Raw genomic sequence first — 22,767 nt, forward strand, 5'->3', positions numbered from 1 at the left:
AGGGGGAGGGGCGCGATCAGCAACGGGCCCCGCGGTACGGGGCCGTCGCCCACTTCGGCACCTGCTGCGGCACCTACTTCTTCTTGGCGATGATGTTGTTGATGGCCGCCCGGTCCTCGGGGGTGATGCGCTCACGCGGGCCGGAGGTGTTGGCGGCGTTGGCGGACTTCTGGGACACGGCGTCCTTCGCGTTGCCCAGCGCGTCCTCCACGCTGCCCTTCACCCTGTCCATCGCGGAAGGGTTCACGGTGCGCTTCCAGGTGCGCTCCATGTGCTCCAACGGCGAGCGGCCGCCCACGTTGCCCCGCGCCAGGAAGACGCCCAGACCCACCGCGCAGGTCGTCCAGACCAGGAACTTCAATACGCCCATGATTCACATCCTCCTACGTCGTCTTACATCGCCCCCGGGCACATGGCGAGTTTCCTGACAGGGCAGGCGGGAGTCGCTGACAGGGGACGTGGGGGCCCTTAAGGTCCATGGGCTTGCAGCCCGAAGAACTCATCAGGGCCGCCCAGACGCGGGCGGCGGGATTGGACGTGGGGCGGGGGGACGCTGCGCTGGAGCGCGTGCGGGCCTCCGCCTCGGCGTTGTTCGCGAAACTGCCGGAGCCCCCGGTGTACCGGCGGGCGGAGGACCCGTCGCGCAAGGCGGCCCAGGCGCTCTTGCCAGAGATGGAGCGGGTGCTGGCGGAGGCCTTCGCCGTGGCGCGGGAGCCGGCGGTGTCGCCGCTGGTGGACCGGCTGGTGGCGGCCCTGCGCGCGCACGCGGAGGCGCTGGTGCACACCGCGGACGGCCGGCTGGAGGCGGCGGAGCTGGCGTGGCGCCGGGCCCAGGAACTGGAGCGGGCCGCGCACCCCACGCGGCAGATGGTGGGGCAGCCGTCGCGGCCGCCGCCGGTGTTCGACAGGGACTCCGGCCAGTCCCGCTACGACCCGCGCAACGCGCCCCAGGCGACCGTGAAGCTGGTGTGCCCCAACACGGGCTGCAAGCGCATGGGGGACTACGCCTTCGTCCCGACGCACGCCTACCACCGCTTCGTCTGCCCGGCGTGCCGGGTGCCCTTCCTGTCCTACTTCGGTGAGCTGAAGGCGCTGGAGGTGGAGCACCGCCGCAGCTCCAAGCGCTACCGCTTCACGGTGGATGAGGTGGGCAGCGCCGTCTCCACGCGCATCGACTTCGAGGAGGCGGGTGGGCAGGAGTTCCCCGCGGCCCGGCGCGACCTGCTGGCCTTCCTCTACACGGAGCAGCGCGAGCTGAAGGTCGTGGTGAACCTCACCAACGGGAAGCTGATGTGGGTGAGCCCCGCGTCGTCGTGCTTCGTGGTGACGGCGGCCTTTGGCGAGGGGGCGCCGGAGCTGGTGGCCTTCCGGGCCTTCCGCGACGACGTGCTCAGGAAGAGCCGGCTCGGTCAGGGGTTCATCGACGGGTACTATCACTGGGGCCCTCCGCTGGCGGCATGGGTGGTGCGCCGGCCTCGGGTGCGGGCCGGGGTGCGCTGGGCCCTGACGCGGGTGCACGGCCGCCTGACACGGAAGGAACGCGGATGACGACACAGCAAGCTGGGACGCAAGGCACGCCGCCGGGCGCGCGCGGGGACAAGGCCAAGACGGCGCTGTCGGTGGTGGCGGTGCTGGGCCTGGCGGCGCTGGCGTTCCTGGGCGTGCGCGAGGCGCAGCGTGCGCGGCTGGTGCCGGACGGCGCGTCGCCGCCGTCCTTCCAGATGTCGAAGCACGCGGGCGGCTCGCTGGCGCTGTCGGACCTGAAGGGGCAGGTGGTGATGCTCGACTTCTGGGCGACGTGGTGCCCGCCGTGCCGCGAGGAGATGCCCTCGCTGGTGAAGCTGGCCAAGGAGTACGAGTCCCAGGGGCTCGTCTTCGTGGCGGCCAGCCGGGACGACGGCGCGACGGCGCCGCAGGAGGTGGACTACTTCCTCCAGCGGTTCCAGCCGGAGCTGCGCCCCTACGTCGTGTACGCGGACGACGACGTGGCGCGGGCCTTCCAGGTGAACGCGCTGCCCACGCTCTACTTCCTGGATCGGGACGGCAAGGTCATCGACGCGCAGCGCGGCATGCTGTCCGAGGACGGCCTCCGCCGCCGCATCGAGCGCGCCCTCAAGCGCTAGAGTGGAGGGCATGACCCTCTACGACGCGGACACCGTCGACGCGTGCTCCTGGCCGCGGACGCCGCAAGCGCGGCTCGCGCGCGACTACTTCGTCCCGCTGATGAAGCGCGGCAGCACCGCCTTCCTCAGTGACCGCACCACCCTGCGCCTGGTCGCGATGGACGACCTGCGCATCCCGCTGGCCATCAACGACGCGGAGTACGGCAACTCGCCGCTGCACTCGCTGTGGGTGCGCTACATCGGGCTGCCGGTGGCGGCGGTGACGGCGGAGACGTACGGCGCGGCGCGCGCGGTGGTGATGCGCGGGGTCATGCGGACGCTGGGCGCGATGCTGAAGGCGGCGCGCATCGACAGGTGCGTCTACGTGGACCACTGGCTGGTGCTGCGCAACCTGAGCGTGAGCCTCGACGAGGCGCAGGTGGAGCGCCTCACCGCCTTCCTGGTGGAACGGTTCCCTGGACACGCCATCGTGTTCCCCGCCATCAACCCGGCGAACGCGTCGCCCCTGCTCAACACGCTGGCCGCTCGGGACTACGGCTTCGTCTACGGCTCCCACACGCGCATGACCCTGCCCACGCACGAGGTCAGCCGGCAGGTGCGGGAGAACCGGCGCCGTGACGGGCGGCTCCTGGAGGCCGCGGGCTATCGCATCGTGGACGGGCGGGAGATGCCCGGCTGCGCGCCCCGGCTGCGGGAGCTGTACCGGTCGCTCAACGCGGACAAGTATCACTCCACGCTCGACTTCACGGAGGAGTGGTTCGCGTGGACGCTGCGCGAGGGGCTCTTCCAGTACCGGCTCGCGGTGAAGGACGGGCGCGTGGACGGCTTCTACGCCACCCACGTCAGCGACGACACGGTCTGGTCCCCCCTGTTCGGCTACGACCTGTCCCTGCCGCAGGAGCTGGGCCTGTACCGGGGGCTCGTGCACCGGCTGATGCAGGACGCGCTGGAGGTGGGGCTCACCATCGAGCTGGGGCCGGGCGCGGATCCGTTCAAGAGCCTGCGCGGTTCGCAGCCGGTGCCCCGGTGGACGGCCTATTCCGTGAAGCACCTGTCGGGCTTCCGCCAGTACGCGTGGCGCACGTTGCAGCGCTACGTCAACGGCGGGGTGCGGCCGGCCGCGAACGCCATGCTGCGCAAGATTGATGGCGACGGCATCGTCGGCTTCGGTCCGCTGACGCTGCCCTTCACGCCGCCCACGGGCCAGACGCCGGTGGAATCAGCCCGGGCGATGCGTGAGCAGGTGGATGCGCTGGAGGCGTCGCTGGAGGCCGCGGCCCGGCTGGAGGGCGAGGCCCGGCTGCGCGCGCTCTCGCCGCTGTCGTTGACGCTGCACAACTGGCCGCAGCCCATGCCCCGCGTGGTGGCCCTGCGTGACCGGCTGACGCGGCTGGAGCAGGAGGCGCGCCGCAAGCCCGCGCAGCCCGCGCAGACCGTGAGCATGCCGCCCGCGGACCAGGCCCGCCAGCTGCTCCAGGACGCGACGCGCTGGGGGGACACGGCGCTCATCGCCGCGCACCTGGGGGATGCTCCGGCCCCGCACCTCAAGGCGCTGGTGGAGGCGCTGCGGCAGGCGGTGGGCAGCGTGGGCGTGGTGCTCACCGCCACGCGCGGCGACAAGGTGGTGCTGGTGACGGCCGCGAGCGACGCACTTCGCGGACAGGGCGTGGACGCGGGCCAGCTCATGGCCCAGGCGGCGCCTTGCGTGGAGGGCAAGGGCGGCGGTTCACCGGAGGTGGCCTGGGGTGGCGGCTCGCGCGCGGACGGCATCGACGCGGCGCTCACCGCCGCCCGGCGCTTCGTGGAGTCGCGGCTGGCCGGTCCGGTGCCGTCCGGCGGCGTGGGCTGAGCGTCAGAGCACCTGACGCACGGCCTCCTCCAGCTTCGCCCTGGGCACGGCGCCCACGACCTGCTTCACCACCTTGCCGCCCTTGAAGAAGAGCAGGGTGGGCATCGCCCGGACGCCGTACTGTTCGGGCGTCACCGGGTGGTCGTCCACGTTGAGCTTGGCCATCTTCATGCGGCCCTTGTACTCGGCGGCCAGCGAGTCGATGACCGGCGCGATGACCCGGCACGGCGGGCACCAGGTGGCGGTGAAGTCCACCAGCACCGGCTCCTGCGACTCCAGCACCTCGCGTTGGAACTCCGCGTCTCCCAGCTCGATGACGTCGCCAGCCATGTGCCCCATCCTTCGCGTGAAGGGCGCGGGCCTTCGCTTCAGCCCGCGCCTCGTGCCCACGGGATGTAATCGCGGGCGGGGACGGGGACGAGCATCCCGCGCGGGACGCATTGTTCCGCCAGGAGCCCCTATTCCTCCTCCCACGGGAGCGTGGCGCCGCGCGCGGACAGGAGCTTGAGGAAGGCGCGCACCTTGAGGGGCAGCTGCCGGCTGCTCGGGTAGACGGCGAAGATGGGCAGCCCCGGAGGCGTGTCCTCCGTGAGCACGGGGACGAGCAGCCCCGCGCGCACGTCGTCCGCCACCAGCGAGGCCGCGAGCCGCACGATGCCCAGGCCCGCGCGTGCCGCCGCCTGGCCCGCGCGCTCACTCGGCACGCGCAGGCGGCCTGTCACCGGCACCGTGCGCGCGCTCCGGCCCTCGCCAAAGAACCACACCTCGTCGGTGCCGGACTCCGCCAGGAGGATGCACTCGTGGGCCGTCAGCGCTTCGGGCGTCCGGGGCGTGCCGTGGCGGCTGAGATAGCTGGGGCTGGCGTAGTAGCCCGTGCGCACGCGCCCCAGCCTGCGTGCCATCAGCGACGAGTCCGCGAGCGGCCCGGTGCGCAGCGCCAGGTCGTACTCCTCCGCGATGAGGTCCACGTGCGTCTGCGCGAGCGACACCTCCACGCGCAGCCGGGGCTGGTGCAGGAGCAGCTCCGCGATGACGGGCGTGAGCAGCTCGCCCAGCAGCGACAGGGTGGCGATGCGCAGCGTGCCCTGCGGCGTGCCGCGAGACTCGCTCACGGCCGCGTTCACCTCGCGGGCCTCGGCGACGAGCCGCGCGCAGTGCGCGTGGTACTCGCGACCCGCCTCGGTGAGGCGGAGCCTGCGCGTGTTGCGCTCGAGCAGCCGGATGCCCAGGCGCTCCTCCAGGGCGGCCAGCCGGCGGCTCACCGTGGACTTGCGCAGGCCCAGGCGCTCCGCCGCGGAGGTGATGCTGGCTGTCGCCACCACCTCCGCGAAGAGGACCATGTCGTCCAGCAGGGGCGGGTTCGCGGCCACGGCGGCCAGCCTATGCCCCGGCCGGAACGGGCGCGAGCCTCCCGCGCACGGGCGTCAGTCGTTGGCCGCGCCCGCGAGGATCCACGAGCGGACGAGGACGTTCAGGCCGGGGTGCTGATCGAAGTACTCCGGCTTGCCCGTGGGCATGCGGTCTCCGCAGGCCGTGCCCTCCATCTTCCGCACGAGCGCCGAGTTGTCCGGGTCGCCGGGCACGACGCGATGGAGGGTGCCGCAGGCCTTGGCGGCGACGTTGATCAGACTCGCGTGGCTGCTGGTCGCCGCGAGGCTCAGGTTGCCTGCCTTGCCGTGACAGCCCGTGCACTGCGCGGAACCCCACAGGGACTGGACGTCCGCGCCGTAGCGGGGCACCGACACGGGCAGGGTGACGGTCCGCACCACGGGCGGGTTCACGCCATCCGTGACGCTCACGTGGAAGGTGAACGCGGTCTGTGTGGCCACGACAGGCGAATACCACTGCGCGGTCGCGCCGGTACTGCCGCCCACCCAGGTGCCCGGGGTGTTGGGGTCGACCTGCGTCCACGTGTAGGTCAGCGGGTCTCCGTCAGGGTCGCTCGCGGAGATGGTCAGGGTGCCGGTCGCTCCCGCGACCAGTGCCGTGGGCGCGGAGATGGTGGCGTCCACGGTGGGCGGCTGGTTGGAAGCATCGTCGCCACAGGCGATGACTCCAGGCCCGAGGAACAGCAGGGGCAGCAGGAGTCGCATGGGAAGGTGCATGGGGGGTCCTCTGAAAACGAGTGCCCGGCAAGCTGGCATGCGGTGGTGAATTCAACCCAGTGTCCGGAAGGGTTGGACAAAATCAGGCTGACGCACGTTCAGGATGTTCTTGAAGGCAGGCCGTCAAGAGAGCGCCATGTTCCGAATCGAGTCAGAAAAAGAATTGCTGAACGCGTTCCGCTCCAGGGACCGCAAGCACGTCGAGCTGCCCAAGGGCACCCGGCTCCCGCTCTTCGTCCGGGACTACCTGGCGTGGGTGGATCCGTATGGGGTGCGCGTCTTCCTGGTGTTCGTCGCACCGGGGAGCACACGACCCACGGGCATCGCCTTCCGGCGTGATCAACAGGGGGACCCGACCCTGGTGCCCAATATGTGTGACTGGTGCTGGACGTCCACGGGTGCCGACATCGGCCTGCTCACCACGGACGTGGATTCGAAGCGCCGGGTGGGCGTGAACCTCTGCCAGGACCTGCGCTGCGGTGAGCGGCTGGAGGCCCAGGCGGACCGGTCCGGCCGCAGCACCCGGGACGACATCGCGCGGCTGATTCAGCGCATGGCGCGCTTCGCGAGCGAGGCCCTGGGCCTGAAACCCGACTCCGACGCGTGAGGAGGCGGGCCCGGGTGAGGGCCCGCGCTCCTTCGCGCTACAGCGCCCGCAGGTGGTGGAGCAGGTGCTCCGCCACGGTGGAGGCGTGGGGCGCGTTCAACATCGTGTAGTGGTCTCCCGGCACCTCGTACCGGGCAACGGTCCCCGTGAGCCACATGCTCCAGTCCGGCTCTCCATCCGAGGAGGGCGCCGTGGCGGCCCGGAAGAGGAGCGTGTGCCCCGAATAGCCCCCGGTGGGCACGTAGGTGCGCTGTGCCTCATGGAAGCGCGCGTGCATCTCGAGGAGGCGCTCGGCACCGTCCAGGTCCAGACCGAGCTGGCTCGCGGGTGTGTTCCGCAGTTGCTCCAGGACATACGCGAGGCGCTCGCGTCCCTCCATGCGCCGCAGCTGCTCCAGGTCCAGGGACAGGTCCTGCCAGCGCAGGCCGAGCGTCCGTCCGAAGAGCGCCAGCAAGCCGAGCGGATCCGCCTCGGGGCGCGGTTGAGGCGTGGGCACGGAGGAGTCCATCAGGGCCAGCAGCTCCACCTGTTCACCCAGGGCCTGGAGCTGACGCGCCATCTCCAGGGCGACGAGCCCTCCGAAGGACCAGCCGCCCAGGAGGTAGGGACCCTGCGGCTGCACGGTGCGGAGCTGGCCCAGGTAGTCGCGCGCCAGTGCTTCGATGGAAGCGGGAGGCAGGGCGCCGCCCTCCAGGCCCGACGCGGACAGTCCGTAGACGGGCCGGTCCTTGCCCATCTGGCGGACGAGCTCGGCATAGCCCAGCGCGCTGCCACCGCCACCGTGCACGAGGAAGAGGGGCCGCGAGCCCGAGGTGCCCGGCTCCAGCCGCACGAGGTTCGGGGGGAGCGCGGTGGTCTCCTCCTGGATCCGCCGCGCCAGTTGTTCGACGGTGCCGTGCTGGAAGAGGGCCGCCATGGGGAGCAGGTGCCCGGTGTGCACACGGATGGAGGCCATCAGCCGCAGGGCCAGCAGCGAGTGGCCGCCCAGCTCGAAGAAGTTGTCGGTGACGCTGACGCGAGGCACGCGCAGCACTTCCGCGAACGACCAGGCCAGCTGCTCCTCCAGCGGCGTGCGCGGGGCGACATAGGCGCCGGACGCGGAGGCCTCGGGAGCGGGGAGGGCCTTGCGGTCGACCTTGCCGTTGGAGGTGAGAGGCAAGGCCTCCAGGCGGCTCACGGTGGACGGCACCATGTAGTCGGGCAGCCGCTGCTTGAGGAACGAGCGCAGTTCAGCGACGTCCAGGGATTCGGGAGCGACGACGTAGGCGACGAGGCGCTTGTCGCCGGGCACGTCCTCGCGAGCCATGACGACGGCCTCGCGCACGTCCGCATGGGCAAGGAGCGCGGCTTCGATTTCGGCCAGCTCGATGCGGAAGCCACGCACCTTCACCTGTGCGTCCGCGCGGCCCAGGAACTCCAGCACGCCGTCATCACGCCAGCGGCCGAGGTCGCCCGTGCGGTAGAGGCGCGCCCCTGGAGTGGAGGAGAAGGGATTGGGGACGAAGCGCTCCGCGGTGAGCACGGGCTGGCCCACGTAACCGCGCGCGAGTCCGTCACCGCCCACGTAGAGCTCACCCTGGATGCCCGGAGGCACGGGCTGACCGGAAGCATCCAGCACGTACACCTGTGTGTTGCCCAGCGGGCGGCCCAAGGGAGTGGACGCGCCTACTTGTGAGGCGTGCGTGAAGCGGTGGCAGGTGGCGAAGACCGTGGTCTCCGTCGGGCCGTAGGCGGCCGTGACGGGGATGCTCAATTGCTCCAGCACCTTGCGGACATGCGGCGCGGAGATGACATCCCCGCCGGTGAGCACCTGACGCAGGGAGCGCAGCGCGGGCAGGTGCGAATCCACCAATTGCGTGAAGAGGCCCACGGTGAGCCACAGCGTCGTCACGCCATGGCGGACGAGCACCCGCTCCAACTCGTGCGGATCCGTCGGAGGGTGCGGGGGGAAGACGGCCAGCCTCGCGCCGTGCAGCAGCGCACCCCAGACTTCGAAGGTGGAGGCATCGAAGGCGAGGGGCGCCATCATCAACAGCGTTTCGTTGGGCCCGAAGTGGGCGTAGTCGACGCCGAAGAGGGTGCGCAGCACGCCCGCGTGAGGAGTGCCGACGCCCTTGGGCCTGCCGGTGGAGCCGGAGGTGAAGTCGATATACGCGAGGCTCTGGGGCAGGGCGCTCGAAGGCGGCGCATGCGAAGGCAGCGCATCGAGGGACACCTCCTCCAGCACCACGGGCAGCAGTGCCGCGTGAGGCAGTTGAGGCAGGAGCGCGCGAGAGGTGAGGAGGACGTGGGGACGTGCGTCCTCCACCATCGCTTCCAGACGCGCGCGCGGGTAGGCCGGGTCCAGGGGCACGTAGGCCGCACCGGCCTTGAGGATGGCGACGAGCGAGACAACCAGCTCCAGCGAGCGCTCCAGGGCCACGGCGACACGCGAGTCGGTGCCCACGCCCAGCGAGCGCAGGTGCCACGCGAGGCGATTGGCGCGCTCATCCAACTGCCGGTAGGTGAGTCGCGCGTCACCGAACTCGACGGCGACCTTCTCCGGGAAGCGGGCCACCACCTGCGCGAAGACCTCCGGCAGCGTGGACTCGCGCGGGTACTCGGCCACCGTCGCGTTCCACTCCACCAGCACCCGCTGGCGCTCTTCCGCCGTCAGCAGCGCCACGGAATCCAGCGGTGCCTCGGGCCGGGCCACGAGCGCTTCCGCCAACGTACGGAAGTGCTCCGCCATGCGCGCGGCCGTGCGCGGCTCGAACAGGGCGGTGTCGTAGACCAGCTCTCCCGCGAACCCATCGGGTGACTCCGCCAGGCTCAACTCCAGGTCGAACTTGGCCGTGGTCCCCTCCGCGTTCAACGGGCGCAGCGTCAGTTCCTCCCCGGCTGGCGAACGCGGTGCGGTGTCTCGCGTGCTGAAGAGCACCTGGAACAGCGGCGCGCGGCTCGGGGCCCGTGCGGGCCTCAACGCCTCCACCAACCGTTCGAAGGGCAGGTCCTGGTGGGCATAGGCCCCCAGCGCGACCTCCTTCACCCGGCGCAGCAACTGCCGGAACGACCCACGGCGGTCCACACGGGCCCGCAGCGCCAGCGTGTTGACGAAGAAGCCGACGAGCCCCTCCAGCTCCCCCTCCTCACGGCCCGCGATGGGCGAGCCGACGGCGAAGTCCTCCTGGCCGGAGTACAGGGCCAGCAGGACCTGCCAGAGCGCGAGCAGCGCCATGAACGGCGTGGCGACCTCCTGCTGGCAGAGCGCCTTGATCCCCCGCGTGACTGCTTGCGACAGGACCACGGGCACCTGCGCGCCACGGTAGGTCTGCACAGCCGGGCGGGGCTTGTCCGTGGGCAGCTCCAGCGCATGTGGCACCCCGGCCAGCTGCTGCTTCCACCATCCCAGCTGCTGCTCCAGCACGTCTCCCTGGAGCCAGCCCCGCTGCCACGCCGCATAGTCCGCGTACTGGAGCGCCAGCGGCGGCAGGGGCGAAGGCTGTCCCTTCGAGAACGCCGCATGGAGCGCGGTCAGCTCCTCGACGAGGACGCGGTTGGACCAGCCATCCGACACGATGTGGTGCAGCGTGACGAGCAGCACGTGGCGCCGCGCGGACAGGCGCAGCAGGGTGGCCCGCATCAGCGGCGCGCGGGTCAGGTCGAAGGGGATGAGCGCCTCCTCCACGGCCCGCCGCCGGGCCTCCGCGTCCTGCTCCGCCTCCGGCAGGTGGCTCAGGTCCACCTGGGTCAGGGGCAGCTCCGCGTGCGGGTGCGGGTGCTGGAAGGGCTCGCCGTCCGCACGCGCGTGGAACGTGGTGCGCAGGGCCTCATGACGGTGGACCAGCTCCTGGAGTCCCCGCGCCAGCGCCCCGGTGTCCAGGGGACCGTCGAGCCGCAGTGCGGCGGGGATGTTGTAGTGGACGCTCCCCGGATGGAGCCGGTCGAGGAACCACAGCCGCTGCTGCGCGAAGGACAGCGGCAGCGGGCCGTTGCGAGGAACGGGCACCAGCGCGGGACGCCGCGCCCCCTGCCGCGCCTGCAAGGCCGCTTCGATGCGCGAGGCGAGCGCCTCCACAGAAGGCGCTTCGAACAACGCGCGCAGCGGCAGCTCCGCGCCCGTCTCCGCGCGCACCCGCGACACCACCTGCGTCGCGAGCAGCGAGTGTCCCCCCAGCGCGAAGAAGTCATCCTTCACGCCCACCCGGGGCACGCGCAGCACCTCCGCCCAGATGGCCGCAAGCTTCGCTTCCAGCTCCGTGCGCGGCGCGACGTACGTGCCGCCAGAGGTCGCCGACTCCGGCTCCGGTAGCGCCTTGCGGTCCACCTTGCCGTTGGCGTTGAGGGGCAGCGCCTCCAGCAGCACCATCACGCCAGGCACCATGGCCTCCGTGAGCCGCTGACGCAGGTGCGCCTTCAACGCGTCCACTTCCAGCGTCGCGCCATCCTTGGGCGCCACGTACGCGACGAGCCGCTTCTCCGTGCCCTCGCCCTTCGCCACCACGACGGCTTCCTTCACCGTCTCCAGCTGGCGCAGCGCTGCCTCGATTTCGCCCAGCTCGATGCGGAAGCCGCGCACCTTCACCTGGAAGTCGAAGCGGCCCAGGAAGTCGAGCGTTCCGTCCGCCAACCACCGGGCCTTGTCGCCCGTGCGGTAGAGGCGCTCGCCGGGAGTGGAGGCGAAGGGATGCGGGACGAAGCGCTCCGCGGTCAGCTCGGGCCGGTGGAGGTAGCCCCAGGCCAGGCCCTGTCCGCCGACGTACACCTCACCCGCGACGCCCACCGGCACTGGCTGAAGGTGCGCATCCAGCACGTAGGTGGTGGCGTTCGGGATGGGCCGGCCAATGGACACCGGGCCCTCCACGCGCGTGCCCCGGTTCAGCGTCAGCGTGGTGGAGAAGGTCGTGTTCTCCGTCGGGCCGTAGGCGTGCACGACCGTCGCGCCCTCGGGGAGGCGGGCGAGGTGGTCACGCATGCGGGGCCACGGCATCACCTCGCCACCCGTGAGGACCTGCCGCACCCCGGCCAGGGCTTCCGCCTGGTGCAGGACCATCTGCTCGAAGAGCGCGGTCGTCATGAACAGCGCCGTCACGCGGTGATGGCGCAGCTGTCCGGCCAGCTCCTCCAGCGACAGGGCATGTGGCGGCGTGAGGACGAGCTTCGCGCCGTGAAGCAGCGCGCCCCAGATTTCGAGCGTCGCGGCATCGAAGGCGACCGGGGCGAACTGCAACCAGACCTCCTCCGGCCCGAAGCGCATGAAGGTGCTGCCCAGCACCAGGCGGGTGATGCCCCGGTGAGGCACGCAGACGCCCTTGGGACGGCCGGTGCTGCCGGAGGTGAACATGACGTAGGCCAGGGCCTCGCCGTCCACGCGGAGCTCCGGTGCGTGCGTGGGCATCGAGGCGAGGGTGTCCTGCTGCGCATCCAGCAACACGCGGGCGCCGGAGGCGGGCAGCAGGTGCGCGAAGGGCTGGTGCGTGAGCGTCACGCTGACGCCGGCATCGTCCAGCAGGGCCGCGATGCGCTCCACGGGAGCGTTGCGGTCCACGGGCACGTAGGCGGCACCCACCTTGAGGATGGCGAGCAACGCCGTCACCAGCTCGAAGGAGCGTTCGACGGCGAGCCCGACGCGTGCGCCCGGGACGACCCCCAGGGCGCGCAGGTGCCAGGCCAGTTGATTCGCGCGTGAGTCCAGCGCGGCGTACGTCAGCGACGCATCCCCCAGCACGAGCGCCACCGCGTCCGGCGTGCGCCGGGCCTGCTGGGCGAAGTGGACGTGGACGGGCACGTCCGTCGGACTGGTGACGGTGGTGTCGTTCCAGTCCACGAGGATGCGCTGACGCTCGTCGCGGGAGAGCAGCGGCAAGCGGGCCACGGGCTGGCCGGGATTCGCGACCACGGCCTCCAGCAGCGTGCGCAGGTGTTCCACCATCCGGAGGGCGGTGGAGGGCTCGAACAGATCCGCGCGGTAGCTCAGCGTGCCCCGCAGCCCCTGCGGCGTCCGGATCAGGGACAGGGTGAGGTCGAACTGGGTCGTCTGCTCCGCCTGCTCCAGCGGCAACAGCCGCAGCGCGGATCCGCCAGGCCCCACCGGCAACGACTGGGGCTGCGGCGGCGCATCCCGCAGCGAGAGCACGACCTGGAAGAGGGGCGAGTGGCTCAGGCTGCGTTGGGGTTGCAGCTCCTCCACCAGCTTCTCGAAGGGCGCGTCCTGGTGCTCGTAGGCGGCGAGCGTGGTGGTGCGCACCTGGCCCAGCAGCTCACGGAAGGAGACCTTCGGGTCGACATGCGTGCGCAACACCAGCGTGTTGACGAAGAAGCCGATGAGCCCCTCCGTGTCCCCATGCGTGCGCCCGGCGATGGGCGAGCCCAGGGTGATGTCCTCCTGGCCCGCGTAGCGGGAGAGCAGCGCCTGCCACGCAGCCACCAGGCCCATGAAGAGCGTGGCGCCCTCGCGCTGGCACAGCGCCTGGAGCGCCTGTGACAGCGCTTCCGGAAGCTGCACGGGCACCTGCGCGCCCACCGGGGACAGGACGCGGGGGCGCGGCCGGTCCGTGGGCAGCTCCAGCAGCGGAGGCACCCCGGCGAGCTGACGGCGCCAGTAGGCCAGGTGGTGCTCCAGCACCTCGTCCTTCAGCCACGCGCGCTGCCACGCCGCGTAGTCGACGTACTGGACGGGGAGGGGCGGCAGCGGCGAAGGCGTGCCCGAGACATGGGCGGCGTAGAGCGCGGTCAGCTCCCGCACGAGCACGCCCATGGACCACCCGTCGGAGACGATGTGGTGCATGTTCAGCCACAGCACGTGCGTCGCCGCGCCCAGGCGCAGCAGTGACACGCGCAGCAGGGGCCCGCGCTCCAGGTCGAACGGGCGCAGGGCTTCCGCTTGCAGCCGCTGCTCGACCACCGCGTCGGGGACCGCGCCCAGGTCCACCGTCTCCAGCGCGAAGGGCATCGTGGGGAGGATGACCTGCACGGGCGAGCCTTCCCGCGCGACGAAGACGGTGCGCAGGGACTCGTGGCGGGCGATGAGCGAGGCGAAGGACTTCTCCAGCGCCGTCACGTCCAGCGCGCCTTCCACGCGCAGCGCCAGGAAGAGGTTGTAGGCGGCGCTGCCCGGTTCCAACTGGTCGACGAGCCACAGCCGCTGCTGCGCGAAGGACAGGGGCAGCGGGCCCGTGCGCGTGACGGGGACGAGTGGCGGCGCGGGCGGCAGGGTCACCACGCCACGCCTGCGCAGCGTGCGGAGGACCTCGCGGGCGCGGCGGTAGGCCTCCGCCCAGGTCAGCGTGTGGCCCTCGTGCTCGACGGCGGTCGCGTCGGGATGGAGCCGGGCCTGCGCCTGGAGGAGCGCGTGCAGGGACGCATCCTCCGCAGTGGCGGCACCCGGCTCGTTCCACGTGTGCCGCAGGAGCGCGCGCTCCTCGAGCGTGAGCATGGGCAGCGCGGAGAGGCGGCGCTCCGGTGCGTGGAAGGCCCCGGCCAGCAGCGCGCGCAGGTGGCCCACCATGCGGCTCGCGGTCGCGGCGTCGAAGAGGTCGGTGTTGTATTCGAGCAGGCCCTTCAGCCCGTCCGCGGTGTCGTTCAAGGCCAGGGTGAGGTCGAACTTCGCGGTGCCGCCCCGGGGCTCCATCGGGTGGAGGCGCAGGCCCGTGCTCAGCGTCTCCGGCATGGGCGCGTTCTGGTACGCGAGCATCACCTGGAAGAGCGGCGCGCGGCTCGGGTCGCGCTCCGGCCGGACGGCCTCCACCAGCTTCTCGAAGGGCACGTCCTGGTGCGCGTACGCGCCCAGGGCCACGTCGCGCACGCGGGCCAGCAACTCACGGAAGCTGGGGTCGCCGTCCAGCTTCGTGCGCAGCACCAGCGTGTTGACGAAGAAGCCGATGAGCCCCTCCAGCTCCGCGTGGTGTCGGCCCGCGATGGGCGAGCCCACGGACACGTCCTCCTGGCCGCTGTAGCGCGACAGCAGCACCTGGAACGCGGCCAGCACCACCATGGAGGGCGTGACGCCTTCGCTCCGGCAGAGCGCCTGCATCGCGTCCGACAGCTCGCGCGGGAACTGGAAGGGCACCACCGCGCCACGGAAGGTCTGCACGGCGGGACGCGGCCGGTCCGTGGGCAGCTCCAGGGCCTTCGGCGCACCGTGGAGTTGCTGGCGCCACCAGCCAAGCTGCGTCTCCAACGCCTCGCCGCGCAGCCAGCCGCGCTGCCAGACGGAGTAGTCCGCGTACTGCACCGGCAGCGGCTTCAGCGCTGGGGTGCGGCCTTCGGCATGAGCGGCGTACAGCGTGGTCAGCTCCTGGAGGAGCACGCCCATGGACCACGCGTCGGAGATGACGTGGTGCATGGTCAGCAGCAGCAGGTGGTGCTGCGCGCTCATGCGCACCAGGAGGACGTGCCAGAGCGGACCGGCTTCCAGGTCGAAGACCTGCCGTGCCTCGTCGTCGAGGATGGCGCCGAGTGCGTGCCCGGCATCGGGCAGGGCGCTCAGGTCCATCCAACCCGCGGGCAGCGTGGGGTTGGTGGCGATGACCTGGACGGGGCCGGACGCCTCTTCACGGAAGGTGGTGCGCAGGGATTCGTGGCGCTGGAGCAGGTCGCGCAGGCCGCGTGTGAGCGCGGGCACGTCGAGCGCGCCTTCGAGCCGCATGACGAAGGGGAGGTTGTACGCGGTGCTGGTGGGCTCCAGCTTCGAGAAGAACCACAGCCGCTGCTGCGCGAAGGACAGAGGCAGGCCGCCGTCACGCGGCACCGGCTTGAGCGCGGGCACCGGCAGGGCGGGGCGCACCGGGCCCAAGGACTCCAGGCGGAGCGCGATGGCTTCCACGGTAGCGGCCGCGAAGAAGTCCGCGATGGACAGCTCCACCTGGAACGCGCGCCGGATTCGCGAGAGGACCTGCGTGGCGCTGAGTGAGTTGCCGCCCAGGTCGAAGAAGTTGTCCTCGGCGCCGACCGTGCCCGTCTGGAGGACCTCTTCCCAGAGAGCGGAGATGCGCTGCTCGGTGTCCGTGCGCGGAGGGCGCGTCCGGGAGCGGGTCTGGAACGTGGAGGGAGCGGGGAGGGCCTTGCGGTCGACCTTGCCGTTGGAGGTGAGGGGCAAGGCATCCATGCGACCCACGGCGGAAGGCACCATGTAGTCAGGCAGCCGCTGCTTGAGGAACGCGCGCAGCTCAGCGACATCCAGGGATTCGGGAGCGACGACGTAGGCGACGAGTCGCTTGTCGCCGGGCACGTCCTCGCGAGCCATGACGACGGCCTCGCGCACGTCGGCATGGGCAAGGAGCGCGGCTTCGATTTCGGCCAGCTCGATGCGGAAGCCACGCACCTTCACCTGTGCGTCCGCGCGGCCCAGGAACTCCAGCACGCCGTCATCACGCCAGCGGCCGAGGTCGCCCGTGCGGTAGAGGCGTGCGCCTGGAGTGGAGGAGAAGGGATTGGGGACGAAGCGCTCCGCGGTGAGCGCGGGCTGGCCCACGTAGCCGCGAGCGAGTCCGTCACCGCCCACGTAGAGCTCACCCTGGATGCCCGGCGGCACGGGCTGACCGGAGGCATCCAGCACGTACACCTGCGTGTTGCCCAGCGGGCGGCCCAAGGGAGTGGACGCGCCTACTTGTGAGGCGTGCGTGAAGCGGTGGCAGGTGGCGAAGACCGTGGTCTCCGTCGGGCCGTAGGCGGCCGTGACGGGGATGCCCAACTGCTCCAGCACCCGACGCACGTGGACCGCGGAGATGACATCCCCGCCGGTGAGCACCTGACGCAGGGAGCGCAGCGCGGGCAGGTGCGAATCCACCAATTGCGTGAAGAGGCCCACGGTGAGCCACAGCGTCGTCACGCCGTGGCGGACGAGCACCCGTTCCAACTCATGCGGATCCGTCGGAGGGTGCGGGGGGAAGACGGCGAGCTTCGCGCCGTGCAGCAGCGCGCCCCAGACTTCGAAGGTGGAGGCGTCGAAGGCGAGGGGCGCCATCATCAGCAACGTCTCGTCGGGCCCGAAGTGGGCGTAGTCGACGCCGAAGAGGGTGCGCAGCACGCCCGCGTGAGGCGTGCCGACGCCCTTGGGCCTGCCGGTGGAGCCGGAGGTGAAGTCGATATACGCGAGGCTCTTGGGCAGGGCGCTCGAAGGCGGTGCATGCGAGGGCAGCGCGTCGAGGGCCACCTCCTCCAGCACCACGGGTAGCATCCCCTCATCAGGGGCGTGGCCTTGAGCCGCGCCTGCGGGCTCAACCGCGTGAGGCAGCTTCGGCAAGAGCGCGCGAGAGGTGAGGAGGACGTGGGGACGTGCGTCCTCCACCATCGCGGTCAGACGCGCGCGCGGGTAGGCCGGGTCCAGGGGCACGTAGGCCGCACCGGCCTTGAGGATGGCGACGAGGGAGACGACCAGCTCCAGCGAGCGCTCCAGGGCCACGGCGACACGCGAGTCGGTGCCCACGCCCAACGAGCGCAGATGCCACGCGAGGCGATTGGCGCGCTCATCCAACTGCCGGTAGGTGAGTCGCGCGTCACCGAACTCGACGGCGACCTTCTCCGGGAAGCGGGCCACCACCTGCGCGAAGACCTCCGGCAGCGTGGATTCGCGCGGGTACTCAGTGGCCGTCGCGTTCCACTCCACGAGCACCCGCTGACGCATCTCGGCCGTGAAGGGCGCCACGGTGTTGCCTGGCTGCGCGGCGGCGCGGGCCGCCCAGTCACGCGCGACGTCCTCCAGCGGAACCGTGGGGACGGACCGCGTGCGGACCTCCTTCGTCTCGCGGGCAGCCGGGACCGGTTGCCCCTTCCCCGCGAGTGCCTCGTCAATGAGGCGGGCCACGGCGTCCAGCGTGGGGGATTCGAACAAGCGCCGGAGGGGCAGCTCCACCGTGAAGGTCTGACGGATCCGGCTGAGCGCCTGCGTGGCCAGCAGCGAATGGCCACCCAGGTCGAAGAAATGATCATTCGCCCCAACGCGCGTGACGCCGAGCAACTCCTGCCACAGCCCCGCCAGACGCTGCTCGGTGGGCGTGCGTGGCGCGACGTACTCCCGGGGATCACTCCCCGCCAGGTCCGGAGCAGGCAGCGCCTTGCGGTCCACCTTGCCGTTGGTCGTGAGCGGGAGCGCGGGCAGCACCACCACGGCTGACGGCACCATGTACTCAGGCAGGGCGTCCTTGAGGGCCGCCCGCAGCCCGGCACCCTGGGCGGTGACGCCGTCACGAAGCACGACGTAGCCCACCAGCCGCTTGCCGCCGGGCCCGTCCTCGCGAGCCACCACCACCGCATCCCTCACGGGGGGCAGCTTCGCCAGCGCGGCCTCCACCTCGCCCAACTCGATGCGGAAGCCACGCACCTTCACCTGCGCGTCCACGCGGCCCACGAAATCCAGCGTGCCGTCCTCGCGCCAGCGCACCACGTCGCCCGTGCGGTACAGCCGGGCACCCGCCTCGCCAGAGAAGGCATCCGGGACGAACCGCTCAGCCGTCAGCGCGTGCCGGCCCGCATAGCCGCGAGCCACACCCACGCCACCCAGATACAGCTCGCCCTTCACGCCCACGGGCACGAGCCCGCCCCGGGCATCCAGCACGTACGCGCGCACATTGGCCAGCGGCCGGCCAATGGACGGCACGCGCCCATCCGCCGTGCACTCGGTGAGCGTGGCCATGACGGTCGCTTCCGTGGGGCCGTACGTGTTGAGGAACGTGCGGCCCGGCGCCCACCGCGCCACCACCTCCGGGGGCAGCGCCTCGCCGCCCGAGATGACGGTCCGGATGGAAGACAGTCCTTCGGGAGCCGTGGCCGCGAGCGTCGCGGGCGTGAGGCTGATGACGGTCAGGGCCTCGTCGCGCACCAGCTTGCGCAGCGGTTCGCCGGGCATCAGGTCTTCCAGCGGTGCCAGCACCAGCGTCGCGCCACTGCACAGCGTGGTGAAGATCTCCTCCACCGACAGGTCGAACGAAAGGCTGGCGAACTGGAGGACGCGGCTGCCCGGCCCGATGCCATACGCCGTGGCCTCATGCGCAACCAGGTTGCACACGCCACGGTGTTCGATGGCGGTCCCCTTGGGCGTGCCCGTGCTGCCAGAGGTGTAGAGCACGTACGCGAGGTTCCGGGGCCCCACGCCGGAGTCCGGAGCCAGGACGCTCTCACCCGCGAGCCGCTCCCGCTCCACGTCGAGACACAGCGCACGGGCGCGAGGCCCTTCCGGAAAGCGCTCCAGCAGCGGAGCCTGCGTCACCAGCACGGTGGCGCCGCTGTCCTCCAGCATGAAGGCCAGCCGCTCACGAGGCAGCATCGGATCCACGGGCACCCACGCCCCGCCCGCCTTGAGGATGCCAAGCAGCCCCACGGCGACCTCCAGCGAGCGCTCCACGCTCAGGGCCACCCGGGCCTCCGGCCCCACCCCGCGGCGTCGCAGCGCATGCGCGAGCTGGTTGGCGCGCGCATCCAGCTGCGCGTACGTGAGCGTCCGCCCCTGGAACTGGACGGCCACGGCGTCGGGAGTCCGCTGCGCCTGCGCTTCGAAGAGCGTGTGCAGGCAGCGGTCCTCCGGGAAGGGCGCGGCGTTCCCGGCCCACTCCCGCTGGACCCGCATCGCTTCGGCCGCGTCCATCAGTGGCAGCTCGGAGACGCGCCGGGCCGGATCCGCGACCGCGCCTTCCAACAGCGTGCGCAGGTGCGCGAGCAGCCGTTGGATGGAGCCCGGGTCGAAGAGGTCCGTGTTGTACTCCGCAGTGAGGCGCATGCCCTGGGGCACCTCCATGGCGATGAGCGACAGGTCCGTCTTGCTGGTGCGGTTGTCCACCGGCTGCGCGTCCAGCACCAGCCCCGGCAATTGCAGCGGCGGCAGCGGCGCGTTCTGCAGCGTCAGCGCGACCTGGAAGAGGGGATTGACGCTCAGCTGGCGCTCCGGCTTCAGCGCGTCCACCAGCTTCTCGAAGGGCACGTCCTGGTGCGCGTAGGCCTCCAGCGTCGTCTCCCGCACGCGGCCGAGCAGCTCGCGGAAGGACGGCTGGCCGGACAGGTCCGTGCGCAGGGCCAGGTAGTTGGTGAAGAGGCCGATGAGCCCTTCCAGTTCAACGCGGCCACGGCCGGCCACGGAGGTGCCCACCACCACGTCCTGCTGGCCGCTGTAGCGCGACAGCAGCACCTGGAAGCCCGCCAGCAGCACGCCGAAGAGCGTGTTGCCCTCCGCGAGCGCGAGCGCCTTGAGCGACTCCACCAGCGCGACGGGCAGCACCTCGTTGATGCGCGCACCGCGCCCGGAGAGGACCGCGGGGCGGGGCCTGTCGGTGGGCAGCTCCAGCACCGCGTCCGGATCCAACCGTCCGCGCCAGAAGCCCAGGTGCGACTCCAGTACCTCGCCGCGCAGGTACTCGCGCTGCCAGGCGGCATAGTCGGCGTACTGCATGGGCAGCGGCGTCAGCGGTGAGGGCTTCCCCGCCGCGAGCGCCGGATACAGCGCGCTCAGCTCCCGCACCAGCACGCCCATGGACCAGCCGTCCGTGATGATGTGGTGCAGCTTGAGCAGCAGCACGTGCTCCAGCACCTCCAGCCGGTACAGCACGGTGCGCAGCAGCGGCCCCTTCTCCAGGTCGAACGGCTGGCGCGCCTCGTCCGTGATGAGCCGCCAGGCCTCCGCCTCACGCTCCGCGGAGGGCAGCGACTGGAGGTCCACCACGGGCAGCGCCAGGTCCAGCGCGGGCGCGATGTGCTGCTGGGGCCGGCCGTCCTGCTCGATGAAGGTGGTGCGCAGCGGCGCGTGACGCCGCACCAGCGCCTGGAGGCTGGCGTGCAGCACGGCCACGTCGAGCACGCCGGAGAACCGCACGCGGACCGGGATGTTGAAGGCGGCGCTGCCCGGGCTCAGCCGGTCCTGGAACCACATGCGCTCCTGGCTGAAGGACACGGGCGCATGCGTGGGGCGGACCTTGGTGCGCAGCAGCTCGGCCAGACGCGCGCGCTTCTGCTCCGGCGTCATCCCCGCGCCGTTACCTTCTGTTTCAAATGTCCCCATGTATTGAGAATAACCCGTCAAAGACGGTCACTGGGTGAAAGCGACCCTCGACGTTATTCCCTGTTATTTCGACGCAGCGCGCTCGGCGGCGCGCGCCGTTTTTCACGGTGACGAGGGCTCGAAACGGGGCGTTTTGCCCCAGCCCTCCAGTCACTTCGCAAAAAAACAAAGGCAGCGATTTGGGACGGCCCGCGCACCGGGCCGTCCCAACGGACCGCGTTACTTCTTGCCGGCCGGCTTGCTCGCGTCCGGCGCGGGAGTCGTGGGCGGCGTACCCGGTCCGGGCACGGGCTCGGTGCCGGGCGGAGGCGGCTGGCCGTGGGGCACCACCGTCTCCTTCGGTCCGGATTCGATCTCCGACTTGACCAGCTTGAAGTCCACGCGCCGGTTCTTCGCGCGGCCCAGGGCCGTGTCGTTGGTGGCGATGGGCCGGTCGAACCCGAAGCCCTGCGACGTGAGGCGCGAGCGGGCGATGCCCTTCTTCACCAGGTAGTCGAGCACCGACTTCGCGCGCCGGTTGGACAGGTCCATGTTCAGCGTGCGTGAACCCTTGTTGTCCGTGTGCCCTTCAATCTGCACGGGGCCCAGCGTCGGGTTCTTCGCGAGCACCGTCCCGACCTCGTCCAGCAGCGGGTACGACTGCTTCTGGATGACCGCGGAGTTGGTCTCGAAGAGGATGTTGCCCTTGATGCGGATGCGGTCGGACTCCACCACCACGTAGGGCGGGGCGTCGTACGGGCAGCCGTTGTTCTCCGGCGGGCCGGCCACGTCGGGGCAGTCGTCCTCGCCGTCGGGAATCTCGTCGAAGTCCGTGTCCGGGCAGCCGTCGAAGTCCTTCGGGCCGGGGACCGTGGGGCACTTGTCCATCGGGTCGACGACGCCGTCGCCGTCGGTGTCCTTGTCCGGCTCCACCGGGCAGCCCTTGCTCTCCTTCGGGCCCGGCTTGCTGGGGCACGCGTCGTCGCCGTCCGCCACGCCGTCGCCGTCGTTGTCCGGATCCGGGCAGCCGTCCTCGTCCTCGAAGTCGTCCTTGTCCTCGGGCTGCGTGGGGCAGCGGTCGCGCACGTCGGGCACGCCGTCGCCGTCCGAGTCCGGCCCCTCGTCCTTGAAGGTCTTGTCGTAGCGCAGCGCCAGCATGACCCGCAGGGCCTCGCGGCCGTAGCCGGTGGTGACGTTGAGGCCGCGGCCCACGTCCAGCTCCAAGCCCCAGTCACCCCACACCTTCGCGCGGGCGCCCACCAGCAGCTCCCACGGCGACTTGAGCGAGTCCGCCTGGTCGAAGTTGAACGGACGCGCCAGCGGGGTGCGCAGGTGCATTTCCGCGGTGGCCTTCACCTCGCGCAGCCGGCTGATGTCCGGCAGGTCCACGATGCCGCCCGCGCCCAGCGTCAGCTCGTCATCCACGCGCAGGTTGAGGTACTGCGCCGCGGGACGCACGAGCACGCCCGCGTTGCCCAGCACGCGCACGGGCCCCAGCTTCTTCTCCAGGGCCAGGCGCGGGGCGAACACCACGCCGCTCTCACCCGTGAAGCTCCGGGCGCTGCCGGTGGGCAGCCGCACCTCCGCCACCAGCGCGAGCCCCAGCGGGAAGCGGTCCGGGTTCAAGAGGCTCACGCGAGGCAGCACGCGGATGTCGCCCAGCGTGGTGCCGCTGACGCCCTCGGCGCCGGGGAAGTCCGGGGAGTTCAGCGCGTCCCCGAGCAGCGAGAAGTTGTCACCCTGGATGAGCGTGACGGGCAGGTCCACACCCAACTCCAACCGCTCCAGCAGCTGGTAGGAGAACAGCAGGTGCGCGTCCAGCCGGTACGGCAGCAGGTCCCCCAGCTTCTCGTCACCCAGCTTCAGGGCGAGGATGCGCCAGTTGAAGTCCAGCAGCAGCGCGCCCCGGTAGCTGCCCACCGGTTCCACGGTGGCGCCTTCCAGCGCGATGCCGCTCGACTGCGCGGCCGTGGGCTTCACGGGGACCGCGTCGAAGCCTCGGGAGAAGGGGTCGGGTTGGGCGTGGGCCGCTGCCGTGGTGAGCAGCAGGCCCAGGACCGCGAGTCGCAGGGCCGCGCCGCACGCGGACCGGCTCCACGAAGGTTCGGAGTCGGGGCATTGCATACCGAGGCTCTTAGCAC

At 71.3% G+C, this 22,767-nt stretch carries 10 protein-coding genes; 4 read left to right on the plus strand and 6 right to left on the minus strand.

The genetic code is table 11. The features are described from left to right. Window positions 1-73: 73 nt before the first annotated feature. Window positions 74-370 (minus strand): hypothetical protein, encoded by a 297-nt coding sequence (locus tag D7W81_RS24990; RefSeq protein WP_120557906.1) that lies wholly within the window; start codon window positions 368-370, stop codon window positions 74-76. A gap of 107 nt (window positions 371-477) precedes the next feature. Here D7W81_RS24990 and D7W81_RS24995 point away from each other — a divergent pair, with 107 nt between their 5' ends. From D7W81_RS24995 to D7W81_RS25005, 3 genes are read left to right on the plus strand one after another with little or no spacing between them, the layout of a single operon-like run. Then, entirely contained in the window at window positions 478-1,548 is a 1,071-nt protein-coding gene (locus tag D7W81_RS24995; RefSeq protein ID WP_120557907.1) for a CFI-box-CTERM domain-containing protein, read from the plus strand. Continuing rightward, window positions 1,545-2,123: a TlpA family protein disulfide reductase gene (locus tag D7W81_RS25000; RefSeq protein ID WP_244227410.1), complete on the plus strand. Its 579-nt coding sequence runs from the start codon at window positions 1,545-1,547 to the stop codon at window positions 2,121-2,123. Before D7W81_RS24995 ends, D7W81_RS25000 begins: the two co-directional genes overlap by 4 nt. 10 nt (window positions 2,124-2,133) lie before the next feature. Beyond that, window positions 2,134-3,972 (plus strand): GNAT family N-acetyltransferase, encoded by a 1,839-nt coding sequence (locus D7W81_RS25005; protein ID WP_120557908.1) that lies wholly within the window; start codon window positions 2,134-2,136, stop codon window positions 3,970-3,972. Between the two features lie 3 nt (window positions 3,973-3,975). Here the strand turns inward: D7W81_RS25005 and trxA are convergent, their stop codons facing one another. The 3 genes from trxA to D7W81_RS25020 all read right to left on the minus strand — a co-directional run bounded on the left by trxA (window position 3,976) and on the right by D7W81_RS25020 (window position 6,077). Next, window positions 3,976-4,302 carry a thioredoxin gene (gene trxA / locus D7W81_RS25010; protein ID WP_120557909.1) on the minus strand — a complete coding sequence of 109 codons (327 nt, stop codon included), beginning with the start codon at window positions 4,300-4,302 and terminating at the stop codon, window positions 3,976-3,978. A gap of 128 nt (window positions 4,303-4,430) precedes the next feature. Beyond that, window positions 4,431-5,342, minus strand: coding sequence for a LysR family transcriptional regulator (locus D7W81_RS25015; protein WP_120557910.1), 912 nt, complete (start codon window positions 5,340-5,342; stop codon window positions 4,431-4,433). A gap of 54 nt (window positions 5,343-5,396) precedes the next feature. Beyond that, window positions 5,397-6,077 carry a hypothetical protein gene (locus D7W81_RS25020; protein WP_120557911.1) on the minus strand — a complete coding sequence of 227 codons (681 nt, stop codon included), beginning with the start codon at window positions 6,075-6,077 and terminating at the stop codon, window positions 5,397-5,399. 136 nt (window positions 6,078-6,213) lie between these two features. Between D7W81_RS25020 and D7W81_RS25025 the strand changes: the two genes are divergently transcribed. Next, complete coding sequence (locus D7W81_RS25025; RefSeq protein ID WP_120557912.1) at window positions 6,214-6,684, plus strand: FBP domain-containing protein; 471 nt, start codon at window positions 6,214-6,216, stop codon at window positions 6,682-6,684. A gap of 37 nt (window positions 6,685-6,721) precedes the next feature. On the opposite strand, the gene D7W81_RS25030 is transcribed toward D7W81_RS25025, so the two are convergent. Both D7W81_RS25030 and D7W81_RS25035 read right to left on the minus strand, forming a co-directional pair. Beyond that, window positions 6,722-20,611, minus strand: coding sequence for a non-ribosomal peptide synthetase (locus tag D7W81_RS25030; RefSeq protein ID WP_158621682.1), 13,890 nt, complete (start codon window positions 20,609-20,611; stop codon window positions 6,722-6,724). A 255-nt stretch (window positions 20,612-20,866) separates the two neighbouring features. Next, complete coding sequence (locus tag D7W81_RS25035; RefSeq protein WP_120557914.1) at window positions 20,867-22,750, minus strand: OmpA family protein; 1,884 nt, start codon at window positions 22,748-22,750, stop codon at window positions 20,867-20,869. Between the last annotated feature and the right edge of the window lie 17 nt (window positions 22,751-22,767).

The sequence above is a fragment of the Corallococcus aberystwythensis genome (assembly GCF_003612165.1).
GTDB classification, from domain to species: domain Bacteria; phylum Myxococcota; class Myxococcia; order Myxococcales; family Myxococcaceae; genus Corallococcus; species Corallococcus aberystwythensis.

Excerpts from the sequence above, each read along its gene's own strand:
- trxA (WP_120557909.1), bottom strand. The coding sequence starts at position 4,302 with ATGGCTGGCGACGTCATCGAGCTGGGAGACGCGGAGTTCCAACGCGAG.
- D7W81_RS25020 (WP_120557911.1), bottom strand. The coding sequence starts at position 6,077 with ATGCACCTTCCCATGCGACTCCTGCTGCCCCTGCTGTTCCTCGGGCCT.
- D7W81_RS24990 (WP_120557906.1), bottom strand. The coding sequence starts at position 370 with ATGGGCGTATTGAAGTTCCTGGTCTGGACGACCTGCGCGGTGGGTCTG.
- D7W81_RS24995 (WP_120557907.1), top strand. The coding sequence starts at position 478 with ATGGGCTTGCAGCCCGAAGAACTCATCAGGGCCGCCCAGACGCGGGCG.
- D7W81_RS25035 (WP_120557914.1), bottom strand. The coding sequence starts at position 22,750 with ATGCAATGCCCCGACTCCGAACCTTCGTGGAGCCGGTCCGCGTGCGGC.
- D7W81_RS25000 (WP_244227410.1), top strand. The coding sequence starts at position 1,545 with ATGACGACACAGCAAGCTGGGACGCAAGGCACGCCGCCGGGCGCGCGC.
- D7W81_RS25030 (WP_158621682.1), bottom strand. The coding sequence starts at position 20,611 with ATGACGCCGGAGCAGAAGCGCGCGCGTCTGGCCGAGCTGCTGCGCACC.
- D7W81_RS25005 (WP_120557908.1), top strand. The coding sequence starts at position 2,134 with ATGACCCTCTACGACGCGGACACCGTCGACGCGTGCTCCTGGCCGCGG.
- D7W81_RS25025 (WP_120557912.1), top strand. The coding sequence starts at position 6,214 with ATGTTCCGAATCGAGTCAGAAAAAGAATTGCTGAACGCGTTCCGCTCC.